The 25,093-nt window shown below is 66.4% G+C and carries 20 protein-coding genes and 6 pseudogenes; 10 read left to right on the forward strand and 16 right to left on the reverse strand.

The window, feature by feature from the left end:
- Window positions 1–20: 20 nt before the first annotated feature.
- The 10 genes and pseudogenes from leuB (at window position 21) to ACFJI0_RS16535 (ending at window position 10,586) form a co-directional block, all read left to right on the forward strand.
- The gene (gene leuB / locus ACFJI0_RS16490; RefSeq protein ID WP_382155946.1) at window positions 21–1,109 is read left to right on the forward strand and encodes a 3-isopropylmalate dehydrogenase; all 1,089 of its coding nucleotides are present in this window, start codon (window positions 21–23) and stop codon (window positions 1,107–1,109) included.
- 77 nt (window positions 1,110–1,186) lie between these two features.
- A complete protein-coding gene (gene asd, locus ACFJI0_RS16495; protein WP_382321203.1) occupies window positions 1,187–2,314 on the forward strand; it encodes an aspartate-semialdehyde dehydrogenase in 1,128 nt (375 codons plus the stop codon).
- Between the two features lie 965 nt (window positions 2,315–3,279).
- Window positions 3,280–3,378, forward strand: a pseudogene (locus ACFJI0_RS16500) (FimV/HubP family polar landmark protein); the annotation flags it as partial.
- 1,039 nt (window positions 3,379–4,417) lie between these two features.
- The gene (locus tag ACFJI0_RS16505; protein WP_382325691.1) at window positions 4,418–5,248 is read left to right on the forward strand and encodes a FimV/HubP family polar landmark protein; all 831 of its coding nucleotides are present in this window, start codon (window positions 4,418–4,420) and stop codon (window positions 5,246–5,248) included.
- 20 nt (window positions 5,249–5,268) lie between these two features.
- A complete protein-coding gene (gene truA / locus ACFJI0_RS16510) occupies window positions 5,269–6,087 on the forward strand; it encodes a tRNA pseudouridine(38-40) synthase TruA (protein ID WP_382325693.1) in 819 nt (272 codons plus the stop codon).
- The gene (locus tag ACFJI0_RS16515; RefSeq protein ID WP_382321205.1) at window positions 6,084–6,764 is read left to right on the forward strand and encodes a phosphoribosylanthranilate isomerase; all 681 of its coding nucleotides are present in this window, start codon (window positions 6,084–6,086) and stop codon (window positions 6,762–6,764) included. The genes truA and ACFJI0_RS16515 overlap by 4 nt, the downstream gene beginning before the upstream one ends.
- Window positions 6,765–6,807: 43 nt before the next feature.
- Window positions 6,808–8,080 (forward strand): annotated as a pseudogene (gene trpB, locus ACFJI0_RS16520) (tryptophan synthase subunit beta).
- Window positions 8,077–8,887, forward strand: a pseudogene (gene trpA / locus ACFJI0_RS16525) (tryptophan synthase subunit alpha). The pseudogenes trpB and trpA overlap by 4 nt, the downstream one beginning before the upstream one ends.
- Before the next feature lie 139 nt (window positions 8,888–9,026).
- On the forward strand, window positions 9,027–9,905 hold the full coding sequence (accD, locus tag ACFJI0_RS16530) for an acetyl-CoA carboxylase, carboxyltransferase subunit beta (protein ID WP_382321207.1): 879 nt from the start codon (window positions 9,027–9,029) through the stop codon (window positions 9,903–9,905).
- A pseudogene (locus tag ACFJI0_RS16535) lies at window positions 9,902–10,586 on the forward strand (LON peptidase substrate-binding domain-containing protein). The gene accD and the pseudogene ACFJI0_RS16535 overlap by 4 nt, the downstream one beginning before the upstream one ends.
- Here the strand turns inward: ACFJI0_RS16535 and nagZ are convergent.
- The 16 genes and pseudogenes from nagZ to fabF form a co-directional block, all read right to left on the reverse strand.
- Window positions 10,587–11,681, reverse strand: coding sequence for a beta-N-acetylhexosaminidase (gene nagZ, locus ACFJI0_RS16540; protein WP_382321209.1), 1,095 nt, complete (start codon window positions 11,679–11,681; stop codon window positions 10,587–10,589).
- A gap of 19 nt (window positions 11,682–11,700) precedes the next feature.
- A complete protein-coding gene (gene acpS / locus ACFJI0_RS16545) occupies window positions 11,701–12,093 on the reverse strand; it encodes a holo-ACP synthase (protein WP_382321211.1) in 393 nt (130 codons plus the stop codon).
- Entirely contained in the window at window positions 12,090–12,863 is a 774-nt protein-coding gene (locus ACFJI0_RS16550) for a pyridoxine 5'-phosphate synthase (protein ID WP_382321212.1), read from the reverse strand. The genes acpS and ACFJI0_RS16550 overlap by 4 nt, the downstream gene beginning before the upstream one ends.
- Window positions 12,860–13,673 (reverse strand): annotated as a pseudogene (recO, locus tag ACFJI0_RS16555) (DNA repair protein RecO). Before recO ends, ACFJI0_RS16550 begins: the two are co-directional and overlap by 4 nt.
- 45 nt (window positions 13,674–13,718) lie before the next feature.
- Entirely contained in the window at window positions 13,719–14,747 is a 1,029-nt protein-coding gene (era, locus tag ACFJI0_RS16560; RefSeq protein ID WP_382321214.1) for a GTPase Era, read from the reverse strand.
- A 3-nt stretch (window positions 14,748–14,750) separates the two neighbouring features.
- On the reverse strand, window positions 14,751–15,488 hold the full coding sequence (gene rnc, locus ACFJI0_RS16565) for a ribonuclease III (protein WP_382321216.1): 738 nt from the start codon (window positions 15,486–15,488) through the stop codon (window positions 14,751–14,753).
- Window positions 15,489–15,531: 43 nt separating this feature from the next.
- Window positions 15,532–15,879, reverse strand: a complete 348-nt coding sequence (locus ACFJI0_RS16570) for a DUF4845 domain-containing protein (RefSeq protein ID WP_382155902.1) — start codon at window positions 15,877–15,879, stop codon at window positions 15,532–15,534.
- Between the two features lie 31 nt (window positions 15,880–15,910).
- A complete protein-coding gene (lepB, locus tag ACFJI0_RS16575; protein WP_382155899.1) occupies window positions 15,911–16,876 on the reverse strand; it encodes a signal peptidase I in 966 nt (321 codons plus the stop codon).
- An 11-nt stretch (window positions 16,877–16,887) separates the two neighbouring features.
- Window positions 16,888–18,698: pseudogene (gene lepA / locus ACFJI0_RS16580) on the reverse strand (translation elongation factor 4).
- Window positions 18,699–19,206: 508 nt separating this feature from the next.
- Window positions 19,207–20,670 carry a DegQ family serine endoprotease gene (locus ACFJI0_RS16585; RefSeq protein WP_382325694.1) on the reverse strand — a complete coding sequence of 488 codons (1,464 nt, stop codon included), beginning with the start codon at window positions 20,668–20,670 and terminating at the stop codon, window positions 19,207–19,209.
- Between the two features lie 155 nt (window positions 20,671–20,825).
- A complete protein-coding gene (locus ACFJI0_RS16590) occupies window positions 20,826–21,854 on the reverse strand; it encodes a MucB/RseB C-terminal domain-containing protein (protein ID WP_382325695.1) in 1,029 nt (342 codons plus the stop codon).
- 51 nt (window positions 21,855–21,905) lie between these two features.
- Entirely contained in the window at window positions 21,906–22,319 is a 414-nt protein-coding gene (locus tag ACFJI0_RS16595; RefSeq protein WP_382321218.1) for a hypothetical protein, read from the reverse strand.
- A gap of 25 nt (window positions 22,320–22,344) precedes the next feature.
- The gene (locus tag ACFJI0_RS16600; RefSeq protein ID WP_382321220.1) at window positions 22,345–22,602 is read right to left on the reverse strand and encodes an RseA family anti-sigma factor; all 258 of its coding nucleotides are present in this window, start codon (window positions 22,600–22,602) and stop codon (window positions 22,345–22,347) included.
- 68 nt (window positions 22,603–22,670) lie between these two features.
- Entirely contained in the window at window positions 22,671–23,312 is a 642-nt protein-coding gene (gene rpoE, locus ACFJI0_RS16605) for an RNA polymerase sigma factor RpoE (RefSeq protein WP_382155888.1), read from the reverse strand.
- Between the two features lie 34 nt (window positions 23,313–23,346).
- On the reverse strand, window positions 23,347–23,811 hold the full coding sequence (locus ACFJI0_RS16610; RefSeq protein WP_382321222.1) for a hypothetical protein: 465 nt from the start codon (window positions 23,809–23,811) through the stop codon (window positions 23,347–23,349).
- A 36-nt stretch (window positions 23,812–23,847) separates the two neighbouring features.
- Window positions 23,848–25,092 (reverse strand): beta-ketoacyl-ACP synthase II, encoded by a 1,245-nt coding sequence (fabF, locus tag ACFJI0_RS16615; RefSeq protein ID WP_382155882.1) that lies wholly within the window; start codon window positions 25,090–25,092, stop codon window positions 23,848–23,850.
- Window position 25,093 lies beyond the last annotated feature (1 nt).

Here is a 25,093-nt window from a genome sequence, read left to right on the forward strand (position 1 = left end):
CGACTCCAACTTCACATCACATGAAAATCGCAGTTCTTCCGGGTGACGGCATCGGCACCGAAATCGTGGCCGAAGCGGTCAGGGTCCTTCAGGCACTCGAGCTGCCGATCGAAATGGAGTCCGCCCTGGTGGGTGGCGCGGCCTACGAGGCCCACGGCCACCCGCTGCCCGAGTCCACCCTGAAACTGGCGATGGACGCCGACGCGGTGCTCTTCGGTGCCGTGGGCGACTGGAAGTACGACAAGCTGGACCGCCCGCTGCGCCCGGAACAAGCCATCCTGGGCCTGCGCAAGCACCTTGGCCTGTTTGCCAACTTCCGCCCGGCCATCTGCTATCCCGAGCTGGTGGGCGCCTCCAGCCTCAAGCCCGAACTGATCTCCGGCCTGGACATCCTCATCATCCGCGAGCTGACCGGCGACATCTACTTCGGCCAGCCCCGTGGCCGGCGCACCGCCACCGACGGGCACTTCCCCGGCGCGGAGGAAGCCTTCGACACCATGCGCTACAGCAAGCCCGAGATCGAGCGCATCGCCCACGTGGCCTTCCAGGCCGCACGCAAGCGCAACAAGAAGGTGACCAGCGTCGACAAGGCCAACGTGCTCGAAACCTTTCAGTTCTGGAAGGACGTGGTGACCGAGGTGCACGCCCAGTACCCCGACGTGGAGCTGGAGCACATGTACGTGGACAACGCCGCCATGCAGCTGGTGCGCGCGCCCAAGAAGTTCGACGTGGTCGTCACCGGCAACATGTTCGGTGACATCCTGTCCGACGAGGCGTCCATGCTCACCGGATCCATCGGCATGCTGCCCTCGGCCTCGCTCAACACGAAGAACCAGGGCCTGTACGAACCCAGCCACGGCAGCGCGCCGGACATCGCCGGCAAGAACCTGGCCAATCCTCTGGCTACAATACTGTCCGCTGCCATGATGCTCAGATTCACGTTCAACCAGACCGAAGCCGCCGACCGCATTGAAACTGCGGTCAGCAGCGTGCTCGCGTCCGGCCTGCGCACCACGGACATCTGGTCGGAGGGCACGACCAAGGTGAGCACCCGCGGCATGGGCGATGCCGTCGTGGCCGCCATCACCAAAACCATTACCAAGGGCTGATACAGCTCCGGTTCGTCACGCCCCTCCCCGGCCAGACGAGCCGGGGCAAAACGGTTTTTTAACTGAAGGGCGTTGACATGAAACTCGTAGGACTCGTTGGCTGGCGCGGCATGGTCGGTTCCGTGCTGATGGACCGCATGGTCGCGGAGAGCGACTTTGACCTGATCGAACCGCTGTTTTTCTCCACCTCCAACGCGGGCGGCAAAGCCCCTGCGATGGCGAAAAACGAAACCCAGCTGCAGGACGCGCACGACATCGCGGCCCTCAAGCGCTGCGACATCGTCATCACCGCCCAGGGCGGCGACTACACCAGCGAGGTCTACCCCAAGCTGCGCGCGGCGGGCTGGAACGGCCACTGGATCGACGCCGCGTCCACGCTGCGCATGGACAAGAACGCCGTCATCGTCCTGGACCCGGTCAACCTGCCCGTCATCCAGAACGCCCTGGCCCAGGGCGGCAAGGACTGGATCGGTGGCAACTGCACCGTGAGCTGCATGCTCATGGGTGTGGGCGCGCTCTACAAGGCGGGCCTGGTGGAGTGGATGAGCACGCAAACCTACCAGGCGGCTTCCGGCGGTGGTGCCCAGCACATGCGCGAGTTGCTCACGCAGTACGGCACGCTCAACGCCGAGGTCAAGGCCCTGTTGGACGACCCCAAGAGCGCCATCCTGGAGATCGATCGCAAGGTGATCGCCAAGCAGCGCTCGCTCTCGGGCGCTGAGACCGCCAACTTCGGCGTGCCACTGGGCGGCTCGCTCATCCCCTGGATCGACAAGGACCTGGGCAATGGCATGTCCAAGGAAGAGTGGAAGGGCATGGCCGAGACCAACAAGATCCTCGGCATGGGTGAAGGCTTCAATATCCCGGCCATCCCGGTGGACGGCTTCTGCGTGCGCGTGGGCGCCATGCGCTGCCACAGCCAGGCCCTCACCTTCAAGCTCAAGAAGGACGTGCCCGTGGCCGATATCGAAGCCATGATCGCGGCCGACAACGCCTGGGTGAAAGTGGTGCCGAACACGCGCGAAGCGACGATCCAGGACCTGACCCCGGTGACCGTGACGGGCACCATGACGATCCCGGTGGGCCGTGTTCGCAAGCTGGCCATGGGCCCGGAGTACGTGGGCGCCTTCACCATCGGCGATCAACTGCTCTGGGGCGCGGCAGAACCCCTGCGCCGCATGCTGCGCATCCTGCTCGAGGCCTGACCCACCCGGGGATGGCATCGATGGATGAAGGGTGTGGTTGTTCACGTTGCGCCACTGCAACGCAACAACCCGCCCCGCGACGACAGAGGGTCGACGAAGAAACTCAAGCGGATTCTCAGCTTGTCACTGTAATCCGTTGATGTTAAGGTCAATTCTCGGTTTTTTACGTCGAGGTCAAAGTGCCATCCATCTCCCGCCACACCCCATCCCAACAGACCCGCCCAGTGCCTCCCGGCACGGGTTTACGAGGTCTCGCGCGGTTGCATGCGGTCGCTGCGGCGGCGGTGCTGTGTGCGGGCCTCGTGCACCACAGCGATGCCGAGGCCTTGGCGCTCGGTCGTGTGGTGGTGCAGTCGGCCCTGGGCGAACCGCTACGGGCCGAGATCGACGTGCCGGACATCAATGCGGAAGAAGCCGCCAGCCTGCGGGTGGGCCTGGCTTCCGGCGATACCTTCCGGGCGGCGGGCGTGGACGTCAACGCCGCGCTGGCGACCCTGCAGATCAGCCTGCAACGGCGCGCCGATGGCCGTGCCTACCTGCGCCTGACCAGTTCGCGCCCGGTCACCGAACCCTTTGTGGACCTCATCGTCGAGGCCAACTGGTCGTCCGGCCGCATGGTTCGCGACTACACCCTGCTCTTCGACCCACCGAACCTGCGCGCGGCCGCGCCTCAGCCGGTGCCCGTGGCGCCGGGCGTGTCTGCCCCCCCGGCCGCCTCAGCGCCACGCCCTGCGGCACCCGCGCCCAGCGTCGCCCAGCCTCAGGTGCAGCCACCCCGAGCCGCGACCCCGGCGCCGGCCGCCGCGGCACCCACACCTGCCCCGGCACCCGCACCGGTGGCTCGGCCCACGCCTGCACCGGCCGCTCCCAGCAGCGCGGGTGGAGGCCAGGTCCGCGTCAAAGCCGGTGACACCGCCGGCGGCATCGCGGCCGCCAACAAGCCAGCGGACGTGTCCCTGGACCAGATGCTCGTGGCAATGCTGCGACAGAACCCCAACGCCTTCATCTCGGGCAACGTCAACCGCATGAAGGCCGGCGTTGTGCTTGACCTGCCCAGCGCAGCGGAAGCCAGCGCCATCGCGCCGAGTGAGGCACGCCAGACCATCACGGCCCAGAGCCGCGATTTCAATGAATTCCGCCGCCGCCTCGCAGGCAGCGCGCCCGAGGCGGGTGTCGCCGCCGCCGATCGGCAGGCCGCCGGCCAGGTGCAGACCGAAGTCAAGGAAGCCAAGCCCGCCGCACCGGCCGCCGACAAGCTGACGCTGTCCAAGGAAGCCGCGCCAGGCCAGGCCGCCAACGAAGACAAGATCGCCAAGGAACGCCAGGCCAAGGAAGCGTCCTCGCGCGTGGCCGAGCTCTCGCGCAACATCGAGGAATTGTCCAAGCTGGGCGGCGGCAGCGCCCCTGCGCCCGCACCGGCGGCTCCCGCTGCCGCGCCTGCCCCTGCAGCGCCTGCAGCGGCGGCCCCTGCGGCCGCTCCGGCACCGGCTCCCACGGTGACCGTGCCCGCCGCACCCGCGCCGACCGAGGCAGCTCCCGCGCCCGCCGCGCCTGCGGCAGAAGCCCCGGCGCCGGCCGCACCGCCGGCCGAGGCCCCAGCGGCCGCCGCGCCTTCCACCACCCCAGCTCCGGTGAAGCCTCCGCTGCCGGTGCCCACGCCGCTGCCCGACGAACCTTCGTTCTTCGACCAGTTGCGCGACAACCCGCTGGCCCTGCCTGTGGCGGGCGGCCTGCTGGCCTTGCTGGCCGGCCTGGGCCTCTATCGCATCCGCCAGCGCAAGCACGGTTCGAGCGTCGACAGCTCCTTCCTGGAAAGCCGCCTGCAACCCGATTCGTTCTTCGGCTCCAGCGGTGGTCAGCGCATCGACACCGCGGAATCCGTGGCCTCCGGCTCGTCCATGGTGTACTCGCCCAGCCAGCTGGATGCGGCAGGTGATGTGGATCCGGTCGCCGAAGCCGACGTGTATCTCGCCTACGGTCGCGACCTGCAGGCCGAGGAAATCCTCAAGGAAGCGATGCGCAGCACGCCCACGCGCGTGGCGCATCCACAACAAGCTGCTGGAAATCTACGCCAAGCGCCGCGATGCGCGCGCGTTCGAGGTGGTGGCTACGGAGGCCTACAACCTCACGCAAGGCCAGGGCCCGGAATGGGAACACGCCTGCGAACTTGGCAAGGACCTGGATCCCTCCAACCCCCTGTACCAACCCGGCGGCAGCCCGGCCGTGAAGGTCGCGGCCACGGCGGGCATCGCGGGTGCCGGCCTGAACACCATGCCCTTTGGCGCCAGCACGCTGAACGAGCCCGGCAAGCAAGCCCCGCCGTCCGGCCTGGGCGATCTCGACCTCGATCTGGACTTTTCGCTCGACGAACCCTCGGACGCCGCACCGCTGGCCGCCCGGGAGGCGGGCATGTCCAGCATGGACGACCTCAAGATGACCGAGGCGCTGACCAATGCCCCCGCGGACGCGAAGGATGGCCCGCCCTCGTCCATGTCGATGGACTTCGACTTGGACTTCCCGTCCGGCCCCGCCCCGCTGCAGGAGCATGCGCCCGAGCCGGTGCAAGCCATGGACCGCACCCCGGCACCCAGCATCGACTCGCTGTCGTTCGACGACGGCCCGATCCTCGACCTGGACACCCCGCACGCGGCGGACCACCGCCCCCAGACCCCGCCCCCGGCGGCGGCCGACATGCTGTCGTTCGACCTGAACCACCTCAACCTCGATCTGAGCGCGCCGCCCGTGGAAGACGACGCCACCTCGGCCGGCCGCCTGACGGAAGAAAATCCGCTGGAGACCAAGCTGTCGCTGGCGGAGGAATTCCGCGCCATTGGCGACTTCGAGGGTGCGCGTTCGCTGGCGGAGGAAGTGCTGGCCGAAGCCTCGGGTTCGCTCAAGGCCAAGGCAGGGACTTTCCTGGCCGATCTGGCCTGACGCGCCCTCGGTTTTCGCTTTTGCTCCCACCGCCCCAGGAGCCCAGCCGCACCCGCGTCGCACTGGGCGTGAGCTACAACGGTCGCGCCTACGACGGCTGGCAAAGCCAGCCGGGCGGACGCACCGTGCAAGACCATCTCGAGCAGGCGCTAACGCGCTTCAGCGCCCAGGACGACACGGTGAAAACGCTCTGCGCGGGCCGCACCGATGCGGGGGTGCACGGCTTGATGCAGGTGGTGCATTTCGATACGCCACTCGACCGGCCCGAGAACGCCTGGGTCCGTGGCACCAACAGCTTTCTGCCCGACAACATCGCCGTGCAGTGGGCGCGGCACGTGCCCCAGAGCTTCCACGCCCGGGCCAGCGCCCGCTCGCGCCGCTATGCCTATGTGTTGCTCGAATCGCCGGTGCGCCCGAGCGTGGACGCTGGCCAGGTCGGCTGGGTGTTTCGCCCGCTTGCGCTGGATCCCATGGTGCAGGCGGCGCAAGCCCTGCTGGGCGAACACGATTTCACCTCGTTCCGAGCGGCACAGTGCCAGGCCCACTCGCCCGTCAAGGATCTGATGAGGATGGACATCGCGCGCCGCGGAAGCTACTGGCGCTTCGAGTTCGAGGCCTCGGCCTTCCTGCACCACATGATCCGCAACATCATGGGTTGCCTGATCGCCATTGGCAGCGGCAACCGTCCTCCCTCCTGGATGGCCGAGGTGCTGCAGGCCCGCAGCCGCGACGCCGCCGCCCCGACCTTTTCCCCTGACGGCCTGTACTTTCTCGGACCGGTCTACGATGCCGGGCTGGGTCTGCCCGAGGGCACACCCGCTTTCGACTGGCTGCCATGACACCCCACCACCGCACGCGCATCAAGATTTGCGGCCTCACCCGCGAGGCGGACGTGGACACGGCCGTGCGCGCTGGCGCCGACGCCATTGGCTTCGTGCTGTACGCCCAGAGCCCTCGCCATGTGACGGCGCGGCGCGCCGGCGAACTCGCTCGCCGCCTGCCACCCTTCGTCACACCGGTGCTGCTGTTCGTCAACGCCACCCCTGACCAGATCCGCCAGGGCTGCGACGCCGTGCCCCAGGCCCTGCTGCAGTTCCACGGCGATGAGACGCCCGCCGAGTGCCAGGCCGCCGGCCGGCCCTACCTGCGCGCGGCGCGCATTCCCACCGGCCCCGCCGGGGCCGGCTTCGATCTTCTAAAATACGCCTCGGACCACTCGGCCGCCCAGGCCATCCTGCTCGACGCGCTCGTCGAGGGCTATGGCGGTGGTGGTCAATCCTTCGACTGGACAGCCTTCCCTTGGTCACATCCACTTCTAAACGCCAGCTCTCGCCTCGTTTTGTCTGGTGGACTCACGCCTGCAAACGTGACCGATGGCATCACGCGCGTGCGGCCCTGGGCCGTTGACGTGAGCTCCGGGGTCGAAGCCGCCAAAGGCATCAAGGACCCCGACAAGATGCTCGCCTTCGTGGCCGCCGTGCGGGCGGCCGATGCGCAGACCCCCTGCTCGACCTGACCCCTTTCATGGGGTCAGGCTGGCAGTCCCACCGAGACACCCCATGCAGACGACCTACCAACAACCCGACGCCCGCGGCCATTTCGGCATCTACGGCGGCAGCTTCGTGAGCGAGACGCTCACCCACGCGATCAACGAACTCAAGGCCGCGTACGCGAAATACCAGCACGACCCCGAGTTCCTGGCCGAGTTCGAGAGCGAGCTGGCCCATTTCGTGGGCCGCCCCAGCCCGGTCTACCACGCCGCGCGCATGAGCCGAGAGGCCGGCGGCGCGCAGATCTTCCTCAAGCGCGAAGACCTCAACCACACCGGCGCGCACAAGGTGAACAACACCATCGGCCAGGCCATGCTGGCGCGTCGCATGGGCAAGCCGCGCGTCATCGCCGAAACCGGGGCCGGCCAGCACGGCGCTGCGCACCGCGACCATCTGCGCGCGCTACGGCCTGGAGTGCGTGGTCTACATGGGCAGCGAAGACGTGAAACGCCAGAGCCCCAACGTCTACCGCATGAAACTGCTGGGCGCCACCGTGGTGCCGGTGGAGTCGGGCAGCAAGACGCTCAAGGATGCGCTGAACGAGGCCATGCGCGACTGGGTCGCCAACGTCGACAACACCTTCTACATCATCGGCACCGTGGCCGGCCCGCACCCCTACCCGATGATGGTGCGCGACTTCCAGAGCGTGATCGGCAAGGAGTGCCTGGTGCAGGTGCCCGAGATGCTGGCCGCCGCCGGATGCCGCAGCGAACAGCCCGACGCGGTGATCGCCTGCGTGGGCGGCGGCAGCAATGCCATGGGCATCTTCCACCCCTACATCCCCTATGAAGCCACCCGCCTGATCGGCGTGGAAGCCGCTGGCGAAGGCCTGGAGAGTGGCAAACATTCGGCCTCGCTGCAGAAAGGCAGCCCGGGTGTGCTGCACGGCAACCGCACCTACGTGCTGCAGGACGACAACGGCCAGGTGACCGAAACCCACAGCATCAGCGCGGGCCTGGACTACCCCGGCGTGGGGCCGGAGCACGCCTTCCTGAAGGACGTCGGCCGCGCCGAGTACGTGGGCATCACCGACACCGAAGCGCTCGAAGCCTTCCACCACCTCTGCCGCACCGAGGGCATCATCCCCGCGCTGGAGTCCAGCCACGCCGTGGCCTACGCCCTCAAGCTGGCCAAGACCATGAAGCCCGACCAGTCCATCCTGGTCAACCTCTCGGGCCGGGGCGACAAGGACATCGGCACCGTGGCCGACCTCTCGGGCGTCGATTTTTACGACAGACCTTCCATGCGCGGGCTCACCGTGAAGGGGGGCAACGCCAAATGAGCCGCATCGAAAACACCCTCTCCCAGCTCAAGTCCCAGGGCCGCAAGGCCTTGATTCCCTACGTCACGGCCGGTTTTCCGTTCGCCGACATCACGCCGGACCTGATGCACGGTATGGCCGAGGCCGGCGCCGACATCATCGAGCTCGGCGTGCCGTTCTCCGACCCGTCGGCCGACGGCCCCGTGATCCAGAAAGCCGGCGATCGCGCGCTGGCGCTGGGCATCGGCATGACCCAGGTGCTCGCCATGGTGCGCAGTTTCCGCGAGCGCAACCACACCACGCCGGTGGTGCTCATGGGCTACGCCAACCCGGTGGAGCGCTACGACCAGAAGCATGGCGCGGGCGCCTTCGTGCGCGATGCCAGCCAGGCGGGCGTGGACGGCGTGCTGATCGTCGACTACCCGCCCGAGGAATGCGAGGAATTCGCCGCCTCGCTGCGCGAGCACGGCATGGACTTGATCTTCCTGCTGGCCCCCACCTCCACCGACGAGCGCATGGCGCAGGTGGCGCGCGCTGCGCAGCGGCTATGTGTACTACGTGTCGCTCAAGGGCGTCACCGGCGCCGGCACGCTGGACATCGGCCAGGTCGAGGCCATGCTGCCCCGCATCCGCGCGCACGTGAGCGTGCCGGTGGGTGTGGGCTTCGGCATCCGCGATGCCGAAACGGCGCGCGCCATCGGCCAGACCGCCGACGCGGTGGTCATTGGCAGCAAGATCATCCAGTTGCTGGAGAACGAACCCCACGAAAAGGTGGTGGCGGTGGCGATCCAGTTCCTTCGCACCATCCGGAAAGCGCTCGACGCATAACCAGGCCCCCACGCTCCACCGCTGCGCGGGTCGCTGCCCCCCAAGGGGGCTGGGCCTGCCTTGGGGGCGGCCCGGCGGCTGGCCCGCGCCCAACCTCTCCCATGGTTTAATTCCCTTTGTCCCCCGCAAGGAGAGAAACATGTCCTGGCTCGAAAAACTGCTCCCCCCCAAGATCACCCCCACCGACCCGACCGAGCGCCGCAGCGTGCCCGAGGGCCTGTGGATCAAGTGCCCGAGCTGCGAAGCCGTGCTCTACAAGAACGATCTGGAAAAGAACCAGAACGTCTGCCCGCATTGCAGCCACCACCACCGCATCGGTGCGCGCGCGCGCCTCAATGCGTTCCTGGACGCTGAAGGCCGCTACGAAATCGCCCAGGAAGTGCTGCCGGTGGACGCGCTCAAGTTCAAGGACAGCCGCAAGTACCCGGAGCGCCTGAAAGACGCGCTGGAAACCACCGGCGAGACCGACGCGCTGGTGGTCATGGGCGGCGCGGTGCACGGTGTCAGCCTGGTGGTCGCGTGTTTTGAATTCGACTTCATGGGCGGCTCCATGGGCTCGGTGGTCGGCGAGCGCTTCGTGCGCGGCGTCGAAGAAGCCATCGCGCAAAAGGTGCCTTTCATCTGCTTCACCGCCACGGGCGGCGCGCGCATGCAGGAAGGCCTGCTCTCGCTCATGCAAATGCGCAAGACCAACGCGGCCCTGACGCGCCTGGCCAAGAAGGGCCTGCCCTACATCAGCGTGCTGACCGACCCGACCATGGGCGGGGTGAGCGCGGGCTTTGCCTTCGTGGGCGACGTGGTGATCGCCGAACCCCGGGCGCTGATCGGCTTTGCCGGCCCGCGCGTGATCGAGAACACCGTGCGGGTGAAGCTGCCCGAAGGTTTCCAGCGCGCCGAGTTCCTGCAGACCAAGGGCGCGGTGGACTTCATCTGCGACCGGCGCGAACTGCGCGCCACCATCGCCAACACCCTGGCCATGCTGCAGCGCCAGAGCGCCGACGCGGTGGTCGACGATTGAGTCCCACCTCCGGGGTTGCCGAGGCGCTCACGCTGTCGCAGCTCCCGCTGTTCCCGTTGCAGACGGTTCTGTACCCCGGTGGCTGGCTTCCTCTGCGCATCTTCGAGGTGCGTTACCTCGACATGATCGGCCGCTGCCACAAGGCCGGCGCGCCCTTTGGCGTGGTCTGCCTGAGCGAGGGCAGCGAGGTGCGGCGCCTTGACCCCGAGGCGCCCCCCGGGGGCGACGGTTTTGCGAAAGAGGTGTTCCACCCCGTGGGCACGCTGGCGCAGATCGAAAGCCTGGAACGGCCACAACCCGGCCTGATGATGATCCGCTGCCGTGGCCTGCAGCGGTTCCACGTGCAGCGCCGCAGCCAGCTGCCCCATGGCCTGTGGGTGGCGGATGTGCGACTCGACGAGCCGGAGGTTGCGGTGCCCGTGCCGGAACACCTGGCCCACACCCGGGACGGCCTGCAGCACCTGCTGCAGAACCTGCAGGAGCGCGACCCGGACAGCCTGGAGCAGTTGCCGCTGCAGCCGCCCTACCAGTGGGATGACAGTGGCTGGGTGGCGCAACCGCTGGGCCGAACTGCTGCCCGCGCCGGCCGAGCTCAAACAGCGCCTGATGGCGCTGGACAACCCTTTGTTGCGCCTGGAGCTGGTGTCGGACCTGCTGGACAAGCTGGGCCTGAACCGCTGATCAGCCCGGCAGCAGCGACAGCGCCTGCATGTAGCGCTCGCTGACCATCAGCGTGTCCCAATCGGGGGCGGCCATGCGGGGCAGCAACGCGAGCCGACGTTCTTCGCTCGCCGCGCTGGGCTGCCAGCGACTTTCCAGCACCGCCTGAGAGAGCGCGTCGATCGCCTCGTCGATCGGGGCGCCACCGTCCACCACCGACTGGTTGCAGAGCAGCACCATGTCCCCCCCGGCCGTGAGCGCGGCCAGCGCGGCTTCGGTGAAGCTCACTTCACGGCCACCGATCTGCCGCGCCGCGGCCATGCTGAGGTCGTCGCTGAAGATCGCACCGGTAAAGCCGAGGCGGCGCCGCAGGATGTCCTGCAGCCAGCGCGACGAGAAGCCGGCAGGGCGGTTGTCGACCTTGGGGTAGATCACGTGCGCGGGCATCACGGCCTGCAGGCTGGCCGAGAGCCAGCCGTAGGGCGCGGCGTCCTCGGCCAGGATGGCCTTGAGGCTGCGCCGGTCCACCGGGATCGCGAGGTGCGAGTCGGCCTTGACGAAACCATGGCCGGGGAAGTGTTTGCCGCAATGGCCCATGCCGCTCTGCAGCAGGCCGAGCATCAGGCCTTGCGCCAGCACCGTGACCAGGCGTGGATCGCGACCGAAGGCGCGGTCGCCAATCACCGAGCTCTCACCGTAATCCAGATCGAGCACCGGCGCAAAAGTAAGGTCCACGCCGCAGGCGCGCAGCTCGGCACCCAGCACAAAGCCGGCCGCGGTCGCGGCATTGCTCGCCTGCAGGGCCGCCGCGCCAGCGGGTTCGCCGGCCTTGGGGCCGCGCAGCCACATCTGGCCGAGGCTGCGCATGGCGGGCAGGTGGGTGAAACCGTCGGTGCAGAAGCGCTGCACACGGCCACCTTCATGGTCCACGGCGATCAGCAGGTCGTGCCGCACAGCCTTGATCTGGCGGCACAGCGCGGTGAGCTGGGCCCGATCCTGCCAGTTGCGGCCGAACAGGATGACGCCGCCGACCAGGGGATGGGCCAGGCGCTGGCGGTCCACCGTGGTCAGGCTGTGGCCGGCCACGTCGATGATGAGGGGAGCGTGAGGGTTCATGGAAACAGTTTCGGAAAAGTCAGTCCCGCTCCACCACCACGAAGCTGGCGGCGTAGTCGGTTTCGTCGGTCACGGTCACGTGCGCGCGCAGGCCTTGTGCCTCGAACCAGGTCTTCAGATCCCCGTGCAGGACGATGACGGGCTGGCCGCTGGGCAGGTTGTTGATCTCGCAGCGCCGCCAGGTCATGGGCAGGCGCATGCCCATGCCCACTGCCTTGGAAAACGCCTCCTTGGCGGAGAAGCGGGTGGCCAGGTAACGCAGACCGCGTTGCGGCCAACGCGCGCTGCGCTTTTGCCAGACGGTGAATTCGGCGTCGGTCAGCACCTTGCGCACGAAGCGCTCGCCCTGGCGCTGCAACACGGCCTCGATGCGCCGGATGTCGCAGATGTCAGTGCCGATGCCGTAGATCATGGCGCGAAGGCGTCGGCGATGCAGCGGTGGTAGTCGGCGATGGTGGCGCTGTAGCCCAGTTCCAGCGCGTCCGCGATAAGGGCATGGCCAATGGACACCTCGCTCACCCCCGGCACCGTGCGCAGGAAGGCCGTGAGGTTTTCGCGGTTCAGATCGTGCCCGGCGTTCACCCCCAAACCGGCGTCCAGCGCAGCCTGGGCGGCCGCCTGGAAACGCTGCAATTGCGCCTCGCGCTGCGGCGTGTGCCAGGCGGCCGCATAGGGCTCCGTGTAAAGCTCCACACGGTCGGCGCCCACCGCCTTGGCACCGACCATCTGGTCAGGCTCGGCGTCCATGAACAGGCTCACGCGCACCCCCAGCGCCCGGGCTTCGTCGATCAACGGGCGCAGGCGTTCGGCATCGGCCGGGAAGCCCCAGCCATGGTCGCTGGTGAACTGGCCTTCGCTGTCGGGCACGAAGGTGACCTGCTGCGGCCGCAGTTCGCGCACGAAGCCCATGAGGTTGTGGAACGGGTTGCCTTCGATGTTGAATTCGCGGTCGGGCCAGGCCTTGAGCAGCTCGGCGAGCTCGTGCACGTCGTGCGTGCGGATGTGGCGCTCGTCGGGCCGCGGGTGCACGGTGATGCCGTGCGCGCCGGCCTGCAGGCACAGCGTGGCCGCGCGCGCGACCGAGGGAATGCCCAGGTGGCGGGTGTTGCGCACCAGGGCCACCTTGTTGAGGTTCACCGACAAGGCGGTGGTCGGATGCGGGGATCGGGAGGCCACGGTCATGGTGAGGTCGCGGTGGGGAAGTTCTCTGGGGAGGCGCCCGAATCCGACGGCGTTCGCGGCCGGGTCATGGCTTGCACGTCGAGCATCAGCTGGCGGGTCTTGAACACGCGCACACCGCAATGGTAGTGCAGCAGGTTGCGCAGGGGCACGCGCACCGCCTGCAGGCAGGCCGCGCAGGCGCGCAAGGTGGGAATGAATGGCGCGGGTTCGTCCATGGCGGCCTGCAGGTCCAGCCACTGCTCGCCGGTGAGGGCCTGGCCATCATCGTCCTGCGCGGGCACCAACCCACTCTCGGGCACCAGCACATAGCGGCGCAAGGGGTCCAGGTCGGTCAGCGTGCTGCTCTCCTGGGCCAGGTCGGGCAACAGACCCACATCGCGCAACAACAGCAGTTCAAATGCCCGCAGGATCAGCGGTTGCGCATCGCTTTTCTCCGCCAGCAGTTGCACCGCAGTGGTGAAGTGGTCGAACAAGCGCTCGTGCGGGTCGTCGCGTGCGAGCAGGCGCATGAGCAGCTCGTTCAGATAGCTGCCCGAAATCAGCGCCTCGCCCGTGGGCATGACGTGCCCGCCCTGCCAGTGCGCTGCCTTCAGCGTGCGCACCTCGGCGTCGCCGCTCCAGGACACATGCAGGGGCTGCAACGGCAGCAGCACGGGGCGGAACTGGGAGGTGGGCCGCTTCACGCCCTTGCGCAACCAGGGCGATGCGGCCATGGTGGCGCGTGAAGACCTCGAGCACCAGGCTGGTCTCGCTCCAGTCGTAGCGGTGCAGCACGAAAGCGGGTTCGTCGGAGAAGCGTTTCAGGGCCATGCCGTGTGGCCTCGTGTGCCGGTCGGGTGTCCAGCAGCCGCTGGCTTACTCGTAGCCGAACGAGCGCACGCGAGCGTCGTCGTCCGCCCAACCCGAGCGCACCTTCACCCAGAGCTCCAGGAACACCTTGCAATCCCAGAGCTTCTCCAGTTCCTGCCGGGCCTCGGTGCCGATGCGCTTGAGCTTTTCGCCCTTCTCGCCGATCACCATGCCCTTGTGCCCCTCACGCTCGACCACGATGGTGGCGGCGATGCGCTTGAGCGTGCCCTCCTCCTCGAACTTGTCGATGATGACCGTGGAGGTGTAAGGCAACTCGTCGCCGGTCAGGCGGAACAGTTTTTCGCGCACCATCTCGCTCGCCATGAAGCGCTCGCTGCGGTCCGTCAAGTCGTCCGGATCGTGCATCCAGGGTTGCTGCGGCAGGTATTTTTCGCAGATCGAGAACAGGCGCTGGATGTCCTTGGGCGCCTTGGCCGACATGGGCACGAACTCGGCGAACGGATGGCGCTCCTGCATGGAGCGCAGCCAGGGCGCCAGATCACCGCGGCGGTGCACAAGGTCAAACTTGTTCGCCACCAGCATCACCGGCACGTTGGCGGGCAACAGCGAGAGCACCTTGGCATCGGCCAGGTTGAAATGCCCGGCTTCGACGACAAAGAGGATCAGGTCGACATCGTTCACCGCGCCCAGCACGGTCTTGTTCAGAGCGCGGTTGAGCGCGTTGCCGTGGCGGGTCTGGAAACCGGGTGTGTCCACGAACACGAACTGCGTGGGGCCGACGGTGCGCATGCCGGTGATGCGGTGGCGCGTGGTCTGCGCCTTGCGCGAAGTGATGCTCACCTTCTGGCCGACCAGCGCGTTGAGCAAGGTGGACTTGCCCACATTGGGCTTGCCGACGATGGCGACATAACCACAGCGTTGCTCCGCCGGGTCCACGGGTTCCGCCGCTGGTGGTTCATCCGCCGCCGGATCACCGGTTGGAGCGGCGGCGTCGGCCGTGTCTTTGCCCAGGACCCTGGCCAGCATGGCGTCCAGATCGGGGTTGGAGGAAGGGGGGGTGGCAGGGGCGGACATGGATCAGGAAGGCTGGGTGGTGCGGCTCACCACGGGGGACTCGGTGGACGCGGCGGCGGCGCCCGGGCTGGCGGTCAGGTGCTGCAACATGGCCGCGGCGGCGGCCTGCTCGCCCGCACGGCGGGAAGCGCCAATGCCGCGCTCGCTGCGACCAGTTTCCGTCACGGTGCACTCCACATCAAAGGTCTGCTTGTGCGCTTCGCCGAGCGTGCGCACGACGCGGTAGACCGGGAGTTTCATTTTGCGCGCCTGCAGCCACTCCTGCAATTCGGTTTTGGGGTCCTTGCCCATCGCACTCATCTGGGCGCTGAGCTCAACCCCGCTGTAGAGCCGGTGCACCAGCGCCGCGGCGACTTCGAAGCCCGCGTCGAGGTAGACGGCACCGATCACGGCCTCCAGGGCATCGGCCAGGATCGAGGGTCGCTTGTGCCCCCCCGAGCGTTTTTCGCCATCGCCCAGGCGCAGGCAGGCCGAAAGCCCCAGGCTGGAAGCGATCTGGAACAGGGTGTCCTGCTTGACCAGGTTGGCGCGCACCCGGGACAGGTCGCCTTCGGGCAGCTGGTTGAGCTTCTCGAACAGCAGGCCGGAAATCGCCAGGCTCAGCACCGAGTCCCCCAGAAACTCCAGGCGTTCGTTGTGATCGGCGGTGAAGCTGCGGTGGGTCAGCGCGCGCTCGAGCAGGCGCGGGTTGGCAAACGGGTGTTGAAGGCGCTTCTGCAGCGCCAGCAGTTCGGGGCTCAATGGGACCAGCGCCCGCCGGGACGCTGCCGGTCCGTCATGTTCTTCACTTCGAGCGACCTTCGTATTTCATCACCAGGTGCGCCGGCCCCACCAGGGGGATTTCGCGCGCGTAAGCGAAGGAGACCACGACGCGATCCCCCTCCTTGCCCACCGTGAGGTCCTTGCCGGCCACGGCGCGGATGTCGTCGATCTGCGCCGCCTTGTCGAAGATGCTGCGCACCTCGGCCACCGTGCTGCCAGCGGCAGCCTTGTCCACCGCCTTCTTCACGGCGAGGTATTCGATGTAGGTGGGGGCCACCTGCGCGAGGATGACACCCGTGTACGCCAGCAAGACACCGACGATGAGCAGGCCGAAAAAGGTCAAACCCTGTTGTTGTCGCTTCAGCTTCATGTGTTCATCCCCTTGAAACCAACCAGCAGGCTCACTCGAACGACCCGATGCGGCCGAGGTCCCCGAAGTTCATCCAGACAAAAAAGGCCTTGCCCACGATGTTCGCGTCCGGCACGAAGCCCCAGTAGCGCGAGTCCAGGGAGTTGTCGCGATTGTCACCCATCATGAAATAGTGGCCCTGGGGCACCTTGCAGGTAACGCCCTCGACGGTGTACCTGCAGGCGTTGCTGAAGGGAAACTCCGTGGTGCCCTGGATGAAGGCCGGACGGTCGTCGTCGTTGAGGGTGTTGTAGCTGCGCGCGTCCAGGGTCTCGCGGAACTGGCGCGCATAGCGCATGGTCTCGCTGTCGAAGAACTCGGGCTGCGCCACGCGCGGCACCGGCTTGCCATTCACCGTGAGCTGCTTGTTCAGGTAGGCCACCTCGTCGCCCGGCACCCCGATCACCCGCTTGATGTAGTCCAGGCTGGGTTGCGGCGGATAACGGAACACCATCACATCGCCCCGTTGGGGGGTGTGGTTCTCCATGATCTTGGTGTTGAAGACCGGCAAGCGCACTCCGTAGTGGAATTTGTTCACCAGTATGAGATCGCCCACGCGCAAGGTGGGGATCATGGAGCCAGACGGTATCTTGAAGGGCTCGAACAGAAAGGAACGCAGGACGAAGACTGCCAGGATCACGGGGAACAGGCCGGCCGTCCAGTCCAGCCACCAGGGCTGGGCCAGCAGCTTCTGCCGCGCGTTGTCCACGTCGCCTTCGATGTGCGTGAAGCCTTGCTTGAGCAGCGCCTCCTTGCGCGTGTTGTGCTCGAGCAGCAATTGCTGCGCCGCACGGCGGCGGCGGGGCAGGAAAATCAGCTTTTCGGCGATCCAGTAGACCCCTGTCACCGCCGTTGCCAGCATCAGCAGCACGGCGAAGTTGCCCTCCACCACACCGGTGTACCAGGCGACCGCGTAAGCGGCGAACGCCGCCAGGATCACCGCGGTGATCGATGCCATGGCCGCCGGCATCAGTCCTGCACCTGCAAAATGGCGAGAAAGGCCTCTTGGGGCACTTCGACCGAGCCGATCTGTTTCATGCGCTTCTTGCCTGCTTTCTGTTTTTCGAGGAGTTTGCGTTTGCGGGTGATGTCACCGCCGTAGCATTTTGCCAGCACGTTCTTGCGCAGCGCCTTGATGGTTTCGCGGGCGATCACGTTGCCTCCGATGGCCGCCTGGATGGCCACGTCGAACATCTGGCGGCTGATGATCTCACGCATCTTCGCGGCCACCGCACGGCCCCGGTACTGGGCCTGGGTGCGGTGCACGATGATGGACAGGGCGTCGACCTTCTCGCCGTTGAGCAGGATGTCGACCTTCACCACGTCGGAGGCGCGGTACTCCTTGAATTCGTAGTCCATGGAGGCATAGCCCCGGCTGACCGACTTCAGCTTGTCGAAGAAGTCCAGCACGATCTCGCCCAAGGGCATGTCGTAGGTCAGCATGACCTGCTTGCCGTGGTAGGCCATGTTGATCTGCAAACCGCGCTTCTCGGTTGGCCAGCGTCATGACCGCGCCCACGTACTCCTGGGGCATATAAAGATGCACCGTGACGATAGGCTCGCGGATTTCCTCGATCCGGCCCTGGTCGGGCATCTTGGACGGGTTCTCCACCATCAGGACCTCGCCATCGGGCTTGACCACCTGGTAGACCACGCTGGGCGCGGTGGTGATCAGGTCCTGGTCGAACTCGCGCTCCAGGCGCTCCTGCACGATCTCCATGTGCAGCAGGCCCAGGAAACCGCAGCGGAAGCCGAAGCCCAGCGCCTGCGACACTTCCGGCTCGTAGTGCAGCGACGCGTCGTTGAGCTTGAGCTTCTCCAACGCGTCACGCAAGGCGTCGTACTGGTTGGCCTCGGTCGGGTACAGACCGGCGAACACCTGGGGCTGCACTTCCTTGAAGCCCGGCAAGGCTTCGGTGGCCGGGCCGGCGTTGTTGGGCAGCTTCTTCTCCAGCGTGATGGTGTCGCCCACCTTCGCCGCCTGCAGCTCCTTGATGCCGGCGATGATGTACCCCACCTCCCCCGCTTCCAGGGCCTCGCGCGGCTCGTTGGCCGGCGTGAACACACCGAGGTTGTCGGCGTTGTAGACGGTGTTGGTCGCCATCATCTTGAAGCGCTCGCCCTTCTGCAGGCGACCGTCGACCACGCGCACCAGCATCACCACGCCCACGTAGGCGTCGTACCAGCTGTCCACGATCATCGCGCGCAGCGGCGCATCGGGCCGCCCCTTGGGCGCCGGAATGCGCGCGACCACCGCTTCCAGAATGTCTTCCACGCCCATGCCGGTCTTGGCCGAACAGGGAATTGCATCGGTGGCATCGATGCCGATCACGTCCTCGATCTCGCTCTTGGCGTTCTCCGGGTCGGCGTTGGGCAGGTCCATCTTGTTGAGCACCGGCACCACCTCCACACCCAGGTCGAGCGCGGTGTAGCAATTGGCGACGGTCTGGGCCTCGACCCCCCTGGCTGGCATCGACCACCAGCAACGCGCCTTCGCAAGCCGAGAGCGAACGAGACACCTCGTAGGAGAAGTCCACGTGGCCCGGGGTGTCGATCAAATTGAGGTTGTAGACCTGACCGTCGCGGGCCTTGTACTTGAGCGCGGCGGTCTGCGCCTTGATGGTGATGCCGCGCTCCTTCTCGATGTCCATCGAGTCGAGCACCTGCTCGCTCATCTCACGATCGGACAGCCCCCCGCACAGGGAAATGATGCGGTCAGCGAGCGTGGACTTGCCATGATCGATGTGCGCGATGATCGAAAAATTGCGGATGTGATTCATCAGGAAAGCGGCTCAGGCACGAGAAAAACCGCAGGTTCACACAGGAACGGGCGGCCATAAAAAAGGGCGCGTCAGCTGCTGACGCGCCCGTAACCAACAATCAATGGCAACTGCGATAGTTGGGGTTTCATTGTAGGCAAAAAGCCTGGAATGCACACCTCCGAACCACCGCCGTTACCCTGTTGCAGCGCAGCAACGTCAAAGTTATGCACAGCTCATTCACAGGAAAACGGGACAACGTGTGAGGCAGCTGTGGATGACTTGGGAACATCCTGCGGCACTTCCACATCGTGGATCGACGTGGCGCATGGGCACAGGAATCTGTTCAGAACAGGGGCTATTTTAGCGAATTCAGTCATGAGACCGACAAGTGTTGTAAGCGTTCACTAACAAAAAGAAAATTTTGGGTGCTGCGTACTGTGGAAAACCCCGTGTGGCGAATCGGCCACCGAAAAAAATAACCCCCAATCCCAATCGGGACAGGGGGTTATTGGCCGGAGGACGCGGCTCAGCGTGCTGCGCGGATCACCGCATACTGGGCCCACTCCCCGCGGCGGAACAGCACGTTGATCGGCTTGCTCTTCTCGACCTTGCCCAGGGCAGCTTCGACTTCCTTGACGCTGGCGGTCTCGGTGTTGGCGATCGCCACGATCACGTCGCCTTCGCGCAGCCCCGCACGCGCAGCGGGGCCTTCGGCCGAGGCCACACGCACACCGCCCTTGAGAGTGAGTTCCTTCTTCTCGGCCGCAGTGAGTTCTGCCAGGCTCAGGCCCAGCGCCTGCAGGGCATTGCTGGACTGAGGCTTGGTCGGCTCCGGTGCTGCGGCCTTGGCCTCCGGGCGCTCCGGTTCGAGCTCGGCCACGATGATCGAGAGCTCGCGCTGGCTGCCCCGGCGAAACACCGTCATGCTGCTCTTGTTGCCCGGCTTGGTGTTGCCCACGAGGCGCGGCAAATCCACGGACTTGTCGATCTCCTTGCCGTCGAACTTGACGATGATGTCGCCCGGCTCCACGCCGGCCTTGGCCGCTGGCGAGTTCGGCTCCACCCCGCGCACCAGCGCCCCCTTGGGCTGGCCCAAGCCGATGGACTCGGCCACGTCCTTGCTCACCTGATCGATCTGCACGCCGATGCGGCCACGCGTCACGCGCCCGGTGGCCCGGAGCTGATCGGAGACGCGCACCGCCTCATCGATGGGGATCGCGAACGAGATGCCCTGGAAACCACCCGAGCGCGAATAGATCTGGCTGTTGATGCCCACCACCTCGCCGCGCATGTTGATCAGCGGGCCGCCCGAGTTGCCCGGGTTGATGGCCACGTCGGTCTGGATGAACGGCAGGAAATCCCCCGTGTCGCGCTGCTTGGCACTCACGATGCCGGCGGTGACCGTGTTTTCCAGGCCGAAGGGGGAGCCGATGGCCATGACCCATTCACCGACGCGCAGGCGATTGATGTCGCCGATCTTGACGGCCGTCAATCCCGATGCCTCGATCTTCACCACGGCCACGTCGGTGCGTTTGTCCGCCCCCACGAGCTTGGCCTTGAACTCGCGCTTGTCGGGCAGGGTGACGATGAGTTCGTCGGCGCCATCGACCACGTGCGCGTTCGTCATGATGAGACCGTCCGCGCTCAGGATGAAACCCGAGCCCACGCCCCGGGGTTGCGCCTCTTCGGACGGTGGCCGCTCCTGGCGGGGGCCGCGCGGCGTCATGCCGGGAGGAATGGGAATGCCGAAGCGGCGGAAAAACTCCAGCATCTGCTCGTCCGGCGCCGAGCCGCCTGGGCCTTCCTTGCTGGCGCGCTCCAGGGTGCGGATGTTGACCACCGACGGCCCCACGAGGTCCACGAGGTCCGTGAAATCAGGCAGCCCACGCACGCTGGCCGCCGGTGGCACAGTGGGAACCTGGGCTGCCGCGGTGGACGAGGTCGCCAAGCCTGCAGCGCCGCTCACCACCAGCGCGGCCGTGGTCAGCATGCTCAGGAGCGGGATTCGCACGGTGTCGGAGCGCGTCATGGAAATCCTTTACAGGTACGCAAAAAAAGAGGATATGCCGAAAAACAAAAGGCCGCCGGGAACAAGGCCGGCCGCCGACGCGAAGCAGGCCATCTCCGGGCGGCCAGGCGACGCATCTACCGGGTTCGCTCCAAGGCGATGGCGAATCGGCGCAAGGTGGCCGCGGGCGCTTCCCCCATCACGGTCAACCAATGGTCGCCCACCCGGCGGTTGACCGAATTCGTGGCGCCCACCGTGGCGGAGGTCTCCTGCGTGTGGCGCTGCGCATCGAACGGCTCGACAAACAGGGACACCGACGCCAGGCCATCCGAGAACACCCATTGCATGGAGGCCTGGCCAGGACCTTGCGCCGCGGCTCCGGGCGTCTCGCGCGTGTGACAGCTCATGGCGGTGAAGCCAGGCACCGGCTCTTTCAGACGCCAGCCCTCCGCCTCCGCGGTGGTCTTTTTCAAGGTGGGCTTGTGGACCTCATAGCCTCGGGTGTCTTTCATGAGCTTCGAGAGCTTGTCCATGCTCACCGGGGCATCGAGCTGCAGCTCGGAGAAGGCCACCTGCTCCAGCACCGCGCCCTGCTCGCCCAGGGTCTGCAGCTTCACCACCAGCCCCGTCTGGCGCTCGGACCAGATGCGGTAGCCGAAGCGAAGGTCGTCGCGCGGCAGAATTTCCACCATGTCGGCCAGATGCCCGGCCACCCGCTGCACACCCACTTCCCGCGCGCTGTAGAACTGCGGGATCAGGTTGCTTGGCGTGCGCAGCAGCTCGGGGAACATGCCCAGCGAATCGCGTTTCTCGACGAACGCGGTTTTCGCCTCTGGCACAAAAGTGATGACCTCCTTGTTGCGGCGAATGGTCGTTCGCGGCGCGCCAGTCAGGGTATCGACCCGCTCCATCTGCTGCGCGCCATCGCACACATGCCAGATCTTCGAGGCCGACATGGCGCTTCCTGCGGACACCACCAGGGTACCGATGTAGGAGCGCTGGTTCGAGGCTTCGTGCATGCGCGTCAGCCATTCGTTGACACTTCGCACATGGGCCGAGGCCGGTGCGTTCTGCGCATGCACCGGCGCCATGAAGCCCGAAACCAGGGCGACAAGCGCAGCCGCACCCCAGCGCCGGATGACGGGCCTTCCATGTTGAAACCGCATCACGCTCACATCACCACGAAAAGGCAGGGTCAGGACTAGCGCCATGGTGCCTCAGCGTCCTGCGGCGTCGTAAGTGGCATTGCGGATGAAGCCGGTGGGCATCTGTAGCGCCGACATGCCGCCATTCTGGCGGTGTTCGGCCAACAACTCTTCCAGACGCGCGTCGCGGATCAAGGGGCCTTGCCCGGTGTTCACCACCACCGCGTTGGACGGAGCAGCCGCCGCGCTGACCGCCACGGGAGCCGCGGCTTGTTGCGTTGGCACTGGAGCCGAGGCCAGTTGAGGGCCTGCTGCACCGCCCGGGCCCGAGGGCGCACCGCTCAACACCGTCCAGCTCACGGCCATGACGGCCGCCAGCGAGGCCAGCCCGGCCACCATCTTCCAGCGAAAAACCGCGTCATTGGCCGCAGGCACCTGCACCAGCGCTGCGGGCGGGTTTTGCACCAGCAACCGCCCCTCGCCCACGGGCGCCGACTCCGATCGCAGCCGTTCACGCACCCCGGCCAGAAAGTCGCCGGGTGCCTGGGGCGGTGGCCACCACGCGGTTGCCACGCAACACATCGCCGATCACCTGGTAGGTGTGCCAACTCGCGAACACCTCCGCGCGGCCTTCATCGGCTGCGAGCAGCCCTTCGAGCAATGCGGCATCGAGCTCGCCATCCACCAGCGCGGACAAAGCCTGCTCCGGGGCAACGAGATCGATCTCTTTCTGAGGCCGAAGGTTCAAATTGACTTGTGCGGCATTCATGATGAATTTCCTGAAATTCCCTACTCGCGGGGCGATGGACAAGCTTTCAATGGCCTGCCCCGCCTCTTCTACCAGCGTTTGCCTGTCTGACGCTCCAGCATTGGCTTGATGCGCCCTGAAATGGCCTCGCGCGCCCGGAAAATCCGGGATCGCACTGTGCCGATGGGGCATTCCAGCGCTGCGGCAATCTCTTCATAGCTCATGCCCTCGATTTCCCGCAGGGTGATCGCCATGCGCAACTCTTCGGGCAGCGCGTCCATGGCGGCGTTGACCGCCTCGGCGATTTCCTTGCTGGCCAGCACCGCTTCGGGCGTTTCGGTGTCGGCCACTCCCGAATTTAGTTCGCGTTCCGGAGCGGAAGTTTCATCGTCTTCCCCGGATTTCATCTGAGACTGGAAGACCAGCGGATCGCGCTTGAGTTCCATGAGCTGTTTTTTGGCCGTATTGACCGCAATGCGGTACAGCCAGGTGTAGAACTGCGCGTCACCCCGAAACTGAGCGAGCGCGCGGTAAGCCCGGATGAAGGTCTCCTGGGCAATGTCCTGGACCAGGTCGGTGTCGCGGACCATGCGCCCGATCAGCCGCTCCACGCGGCGCTGGTACTTGATGACCAGCATCTCGAAGGCACGCTGCTCCCCCGCGAGCGTGCGCTGCACCAGCATGACGTCGCTGTCGGGTGGTGGTGGAGCGGTGTGGTCTTCGAGAGTCATGCGCGCGGAAATATAACCCAGGCCATTCGCCGGCTCATGCGCGGGCCGATATCAGCGCCCGGCGCAGGTCGTTCCAGAGCGCTGGATTGCGACCACGCTCCGCCCAGATCCAGCGCGCGGGCGCGTCTGCGGAACACAGGCGCAACAGCACAGCGCCCTGCCAGTCCATCACCCGCTCCACGCGCTGCAACGGCACGCCCTCGGGGCACGATTCGCTGTACCAGTGCCAGACACCTGCCGGCGTTTCGGGATCGCGCCTTTCCAGCGCACTCCATTTCAGCCGCCCCACGGGAGACCGTCGCCAGGTCCACAGGGCGCCCATCACCCATATGGACCACAGCGTGCCCCCCACCACGCCCGACCAGGAAGCACCGCGGGTCGGGTCGAGCCCATACCACAGGCCCAGGACAGCGGCACCCAGCACGGCCAGAAGCGCGAGCAGGACGCCATACAAACCACAACGCCCCACCGGAAACATCACCGATGGGGCGTTGTGCATGCGGATTCTTCGTGAAGATAGGCGCGATCAGAGCGTTCAGGCGCGCCGGAAAACCAGCGTTCCATTGGTGCCGCCGAAACCGAAGTTGTTTTTCACGGCCACGTCGATCTTCACGTCCCGCGCCGTATTGGCGCAGTAGTCCAGGTCACACTCCGGGTCCTGGTTGAAGATGTTGATGGTCGGTGGCACCTTCTGGTGGTGCAGCGACAGCACGGTGAACACCGACTCGATGCCCCCGGCGCCCCCCAGCAGGTGGCCGGTCATGGACTTGGTCGAGCTGACCACCATGTTCTTGGCATGGTCACCCAGGGCCGCCTTGATGGCGTTCGTCTCGTTGATGTCACCCAGCGGCGTGGAGGTGCCGTGGGCATTCAGGTAATCCACCTGATCGGCGTTGACCCCCGCGTTGCGCAAGGCTCCCAGCATCGCACGGCGTGGGCCGTCCATGTTGGGCGCCGTCATGTGACCCGCATCGGCGCTCATGCCGAAACCGGCCAACTCGGCGTAGATCTTCGCGCCGCGTGCCTTGGCGTGCTCGTACTCTTCGAGCACCATCACGCCCGCGCCCTCGCCCAGCACAAAGCCATCGCGGTCCTTGTCCCAGGGACGGGACGCGGTCTTGGGATCGTCGTTGCGGGTCGACAGCGCGCGCATGGCGGCAAAACCGCCAATGCCCAGCGGCGACACGGTGGCTTCGGAACCACCGGCGATCATCACGTCGGCGTCGCCGTACTCGATCATGCGGCCGGCCTCACCGATGCAATGCAGGCCCGTGGTGCAGGCCGTGACGATGGCGATGTTCGGCCCCTTGAAGCCGAACTTCATCGACACGTGTCCCGAGATCATGTTGATGATCGAGGCCGGCACGAAGAAGGGAGTGATGCGCCGTGGACCGCGGTTGGTCAGCTCGGTGTGCGTGTCCTCGATCAGCGGCAAACCGCCGATGCCCGAGCCAATCACGCAACCGATGCGCGTGGCCTGCTCCTCACTGAGCTGGTCACCCGTCAGGAGGCCCGAATCCGCCACCGCCTGCATCGACGCAGCCACGCCGTAATGGATGAAGGTGTCCATCGTCCGCGCTTCCTTGGCGGTGATGTACTCATCCAGGTTGAACCCCTTGACCTCTCCTGCAAATTTGCAGGCGAAGTTCGACGCGTCGAACCTCGTGATGAAATCAATGCCGGATTGTCCAGCCAGGAGGTTGGCCCAGGAATCGGCCACCGTGTTGCCCACGGGGCTGATGCAACCCAGACCGGTCACGACGACGCGGCGACGGCTCATC

The sequence above is a fragment of the Hydrogenophaga sp. UC242_53 genome (assembly GCF_042696965.1).
Taxonomy (GTDB): Bacteria; Pseudomonadota; Gammaproteobacteria; order Burkholderiales; family Burkholderiaceae_C; genus Hydrogenophaga.

Excerpts from the sequence above, each read along its gene's own strand:
- lepB (WP_382155899.1), bottom strand. The coding sequence starts at position 16,876 with ATGGCATCGATCACCGCGGTGATCCTGGCGGCGTTCGCCGCTTACGCG.
- ACFJI0_RS16515 (WP_382321205.1), top strand. The coding sequence starts at position 6,084 with ATGACACCCCACCACCGCACGCGCATCAAGATTTGCGGCCTCACCCGC.
- ACFJI0_RS16600 (WP_382321220.1), bottom strand. The coding sequence starts at position 22,602 with ATGAATGCCGCACAAGTCAATTTGAACCTTCGGCCTCAGAAAGAGATC.
- rpoE (WP_382155888.1), bottom strand. The coding sequence starts at position 23,312 with ATGACTCTCGAAGACCACACCGCTCCACCACCACCCGACAGCGACGTC.
- era (WP_382321214.1), bottom strand. The coding sequence starts at position 14,747 with ATGTCCGCCCCTGCCACCCCCCCTTCCTCCAACCCCGATCTGGACGCC.
- acpS (WP_382321211.1), bottom strand. The coding sequence starts at position 12,093 with ATGATCTACGGCATCGGCACTGACATCTGCGACATCCGGCGCATCGAG.
- ACFJI0_RS16590 (WP_382325695.1), bottom strand. The coding sequence starts at position 21,854 with ATGCGGTTTCAACATGGAAGGCCCGTCATCCGGCGCTGGGGTGCGGCT.
- nagZ (WP_382321209.1), bottom strand. The coding sequence starts at position 11,681 with ATGAACCCTCACGCTCCCCTCATCATCGACGTGGCCGGCCACAGCCTG.
- leuB (WP_382155946.1), top strand. The coding sequence starts at position 21 with ATGAAAATCGCAGTTCTTCCGGGTGACGGCATCGGCACCGAAATCGTG.
- ACFJI0_RS16585 (WP_382325694.1), bottom strand. The coding sequence starts at position 20,670 with ATGCTGACCACGGCCGCGCTGGTGGTGAGCGGCGCTGCAGGCTTGGCG.
- ACFJI0_RS16610 (WP_382321222.1), bottom strand. The coding sequence starts at position 23,811 with ATGCACAACGCCCCATCGGTGATGTTTCCGGTGGGGCGTTGTGGTTTG.
- fabF (WP_382155882.1), bottom strand. The coding sequence starts at position 25,092 with ATGAGCCGTCGCCGCGTCGTCGTGACCGGTCTGGGTTGCATCAGCCCC.
- ACFJI0_RS16550 (WP_382321212.1), bottom strand. The coding sequence starts at position 12,863 with ATGACCGTGGCCTCCCGATCCCCGCATCCGACCACCGCCTTGTCGGTG.
- ACFJI0_RS16570 (WP_382155902.1), bottom strand. The coding sequence starts at position 15,879 with ATGAAGCTGAAGCGACAACAACAGGGTTTGACCTTTTTCGGCCTGCTC.
- asd (WP_382321203.1), top strand. The coding sequence starts at position 1,187 with ATGAAACTCGTAGGACTCGTTGGCTGGCGCGGCATGGTCGGTTCCGTG.
- accD (WP_382321207.1), top strand. The coding sequence starts at position 9,027 with ATGTCCTGGCTCGAAAAACTGCTCCCCCCCAAGATCACCCCCACCGAC.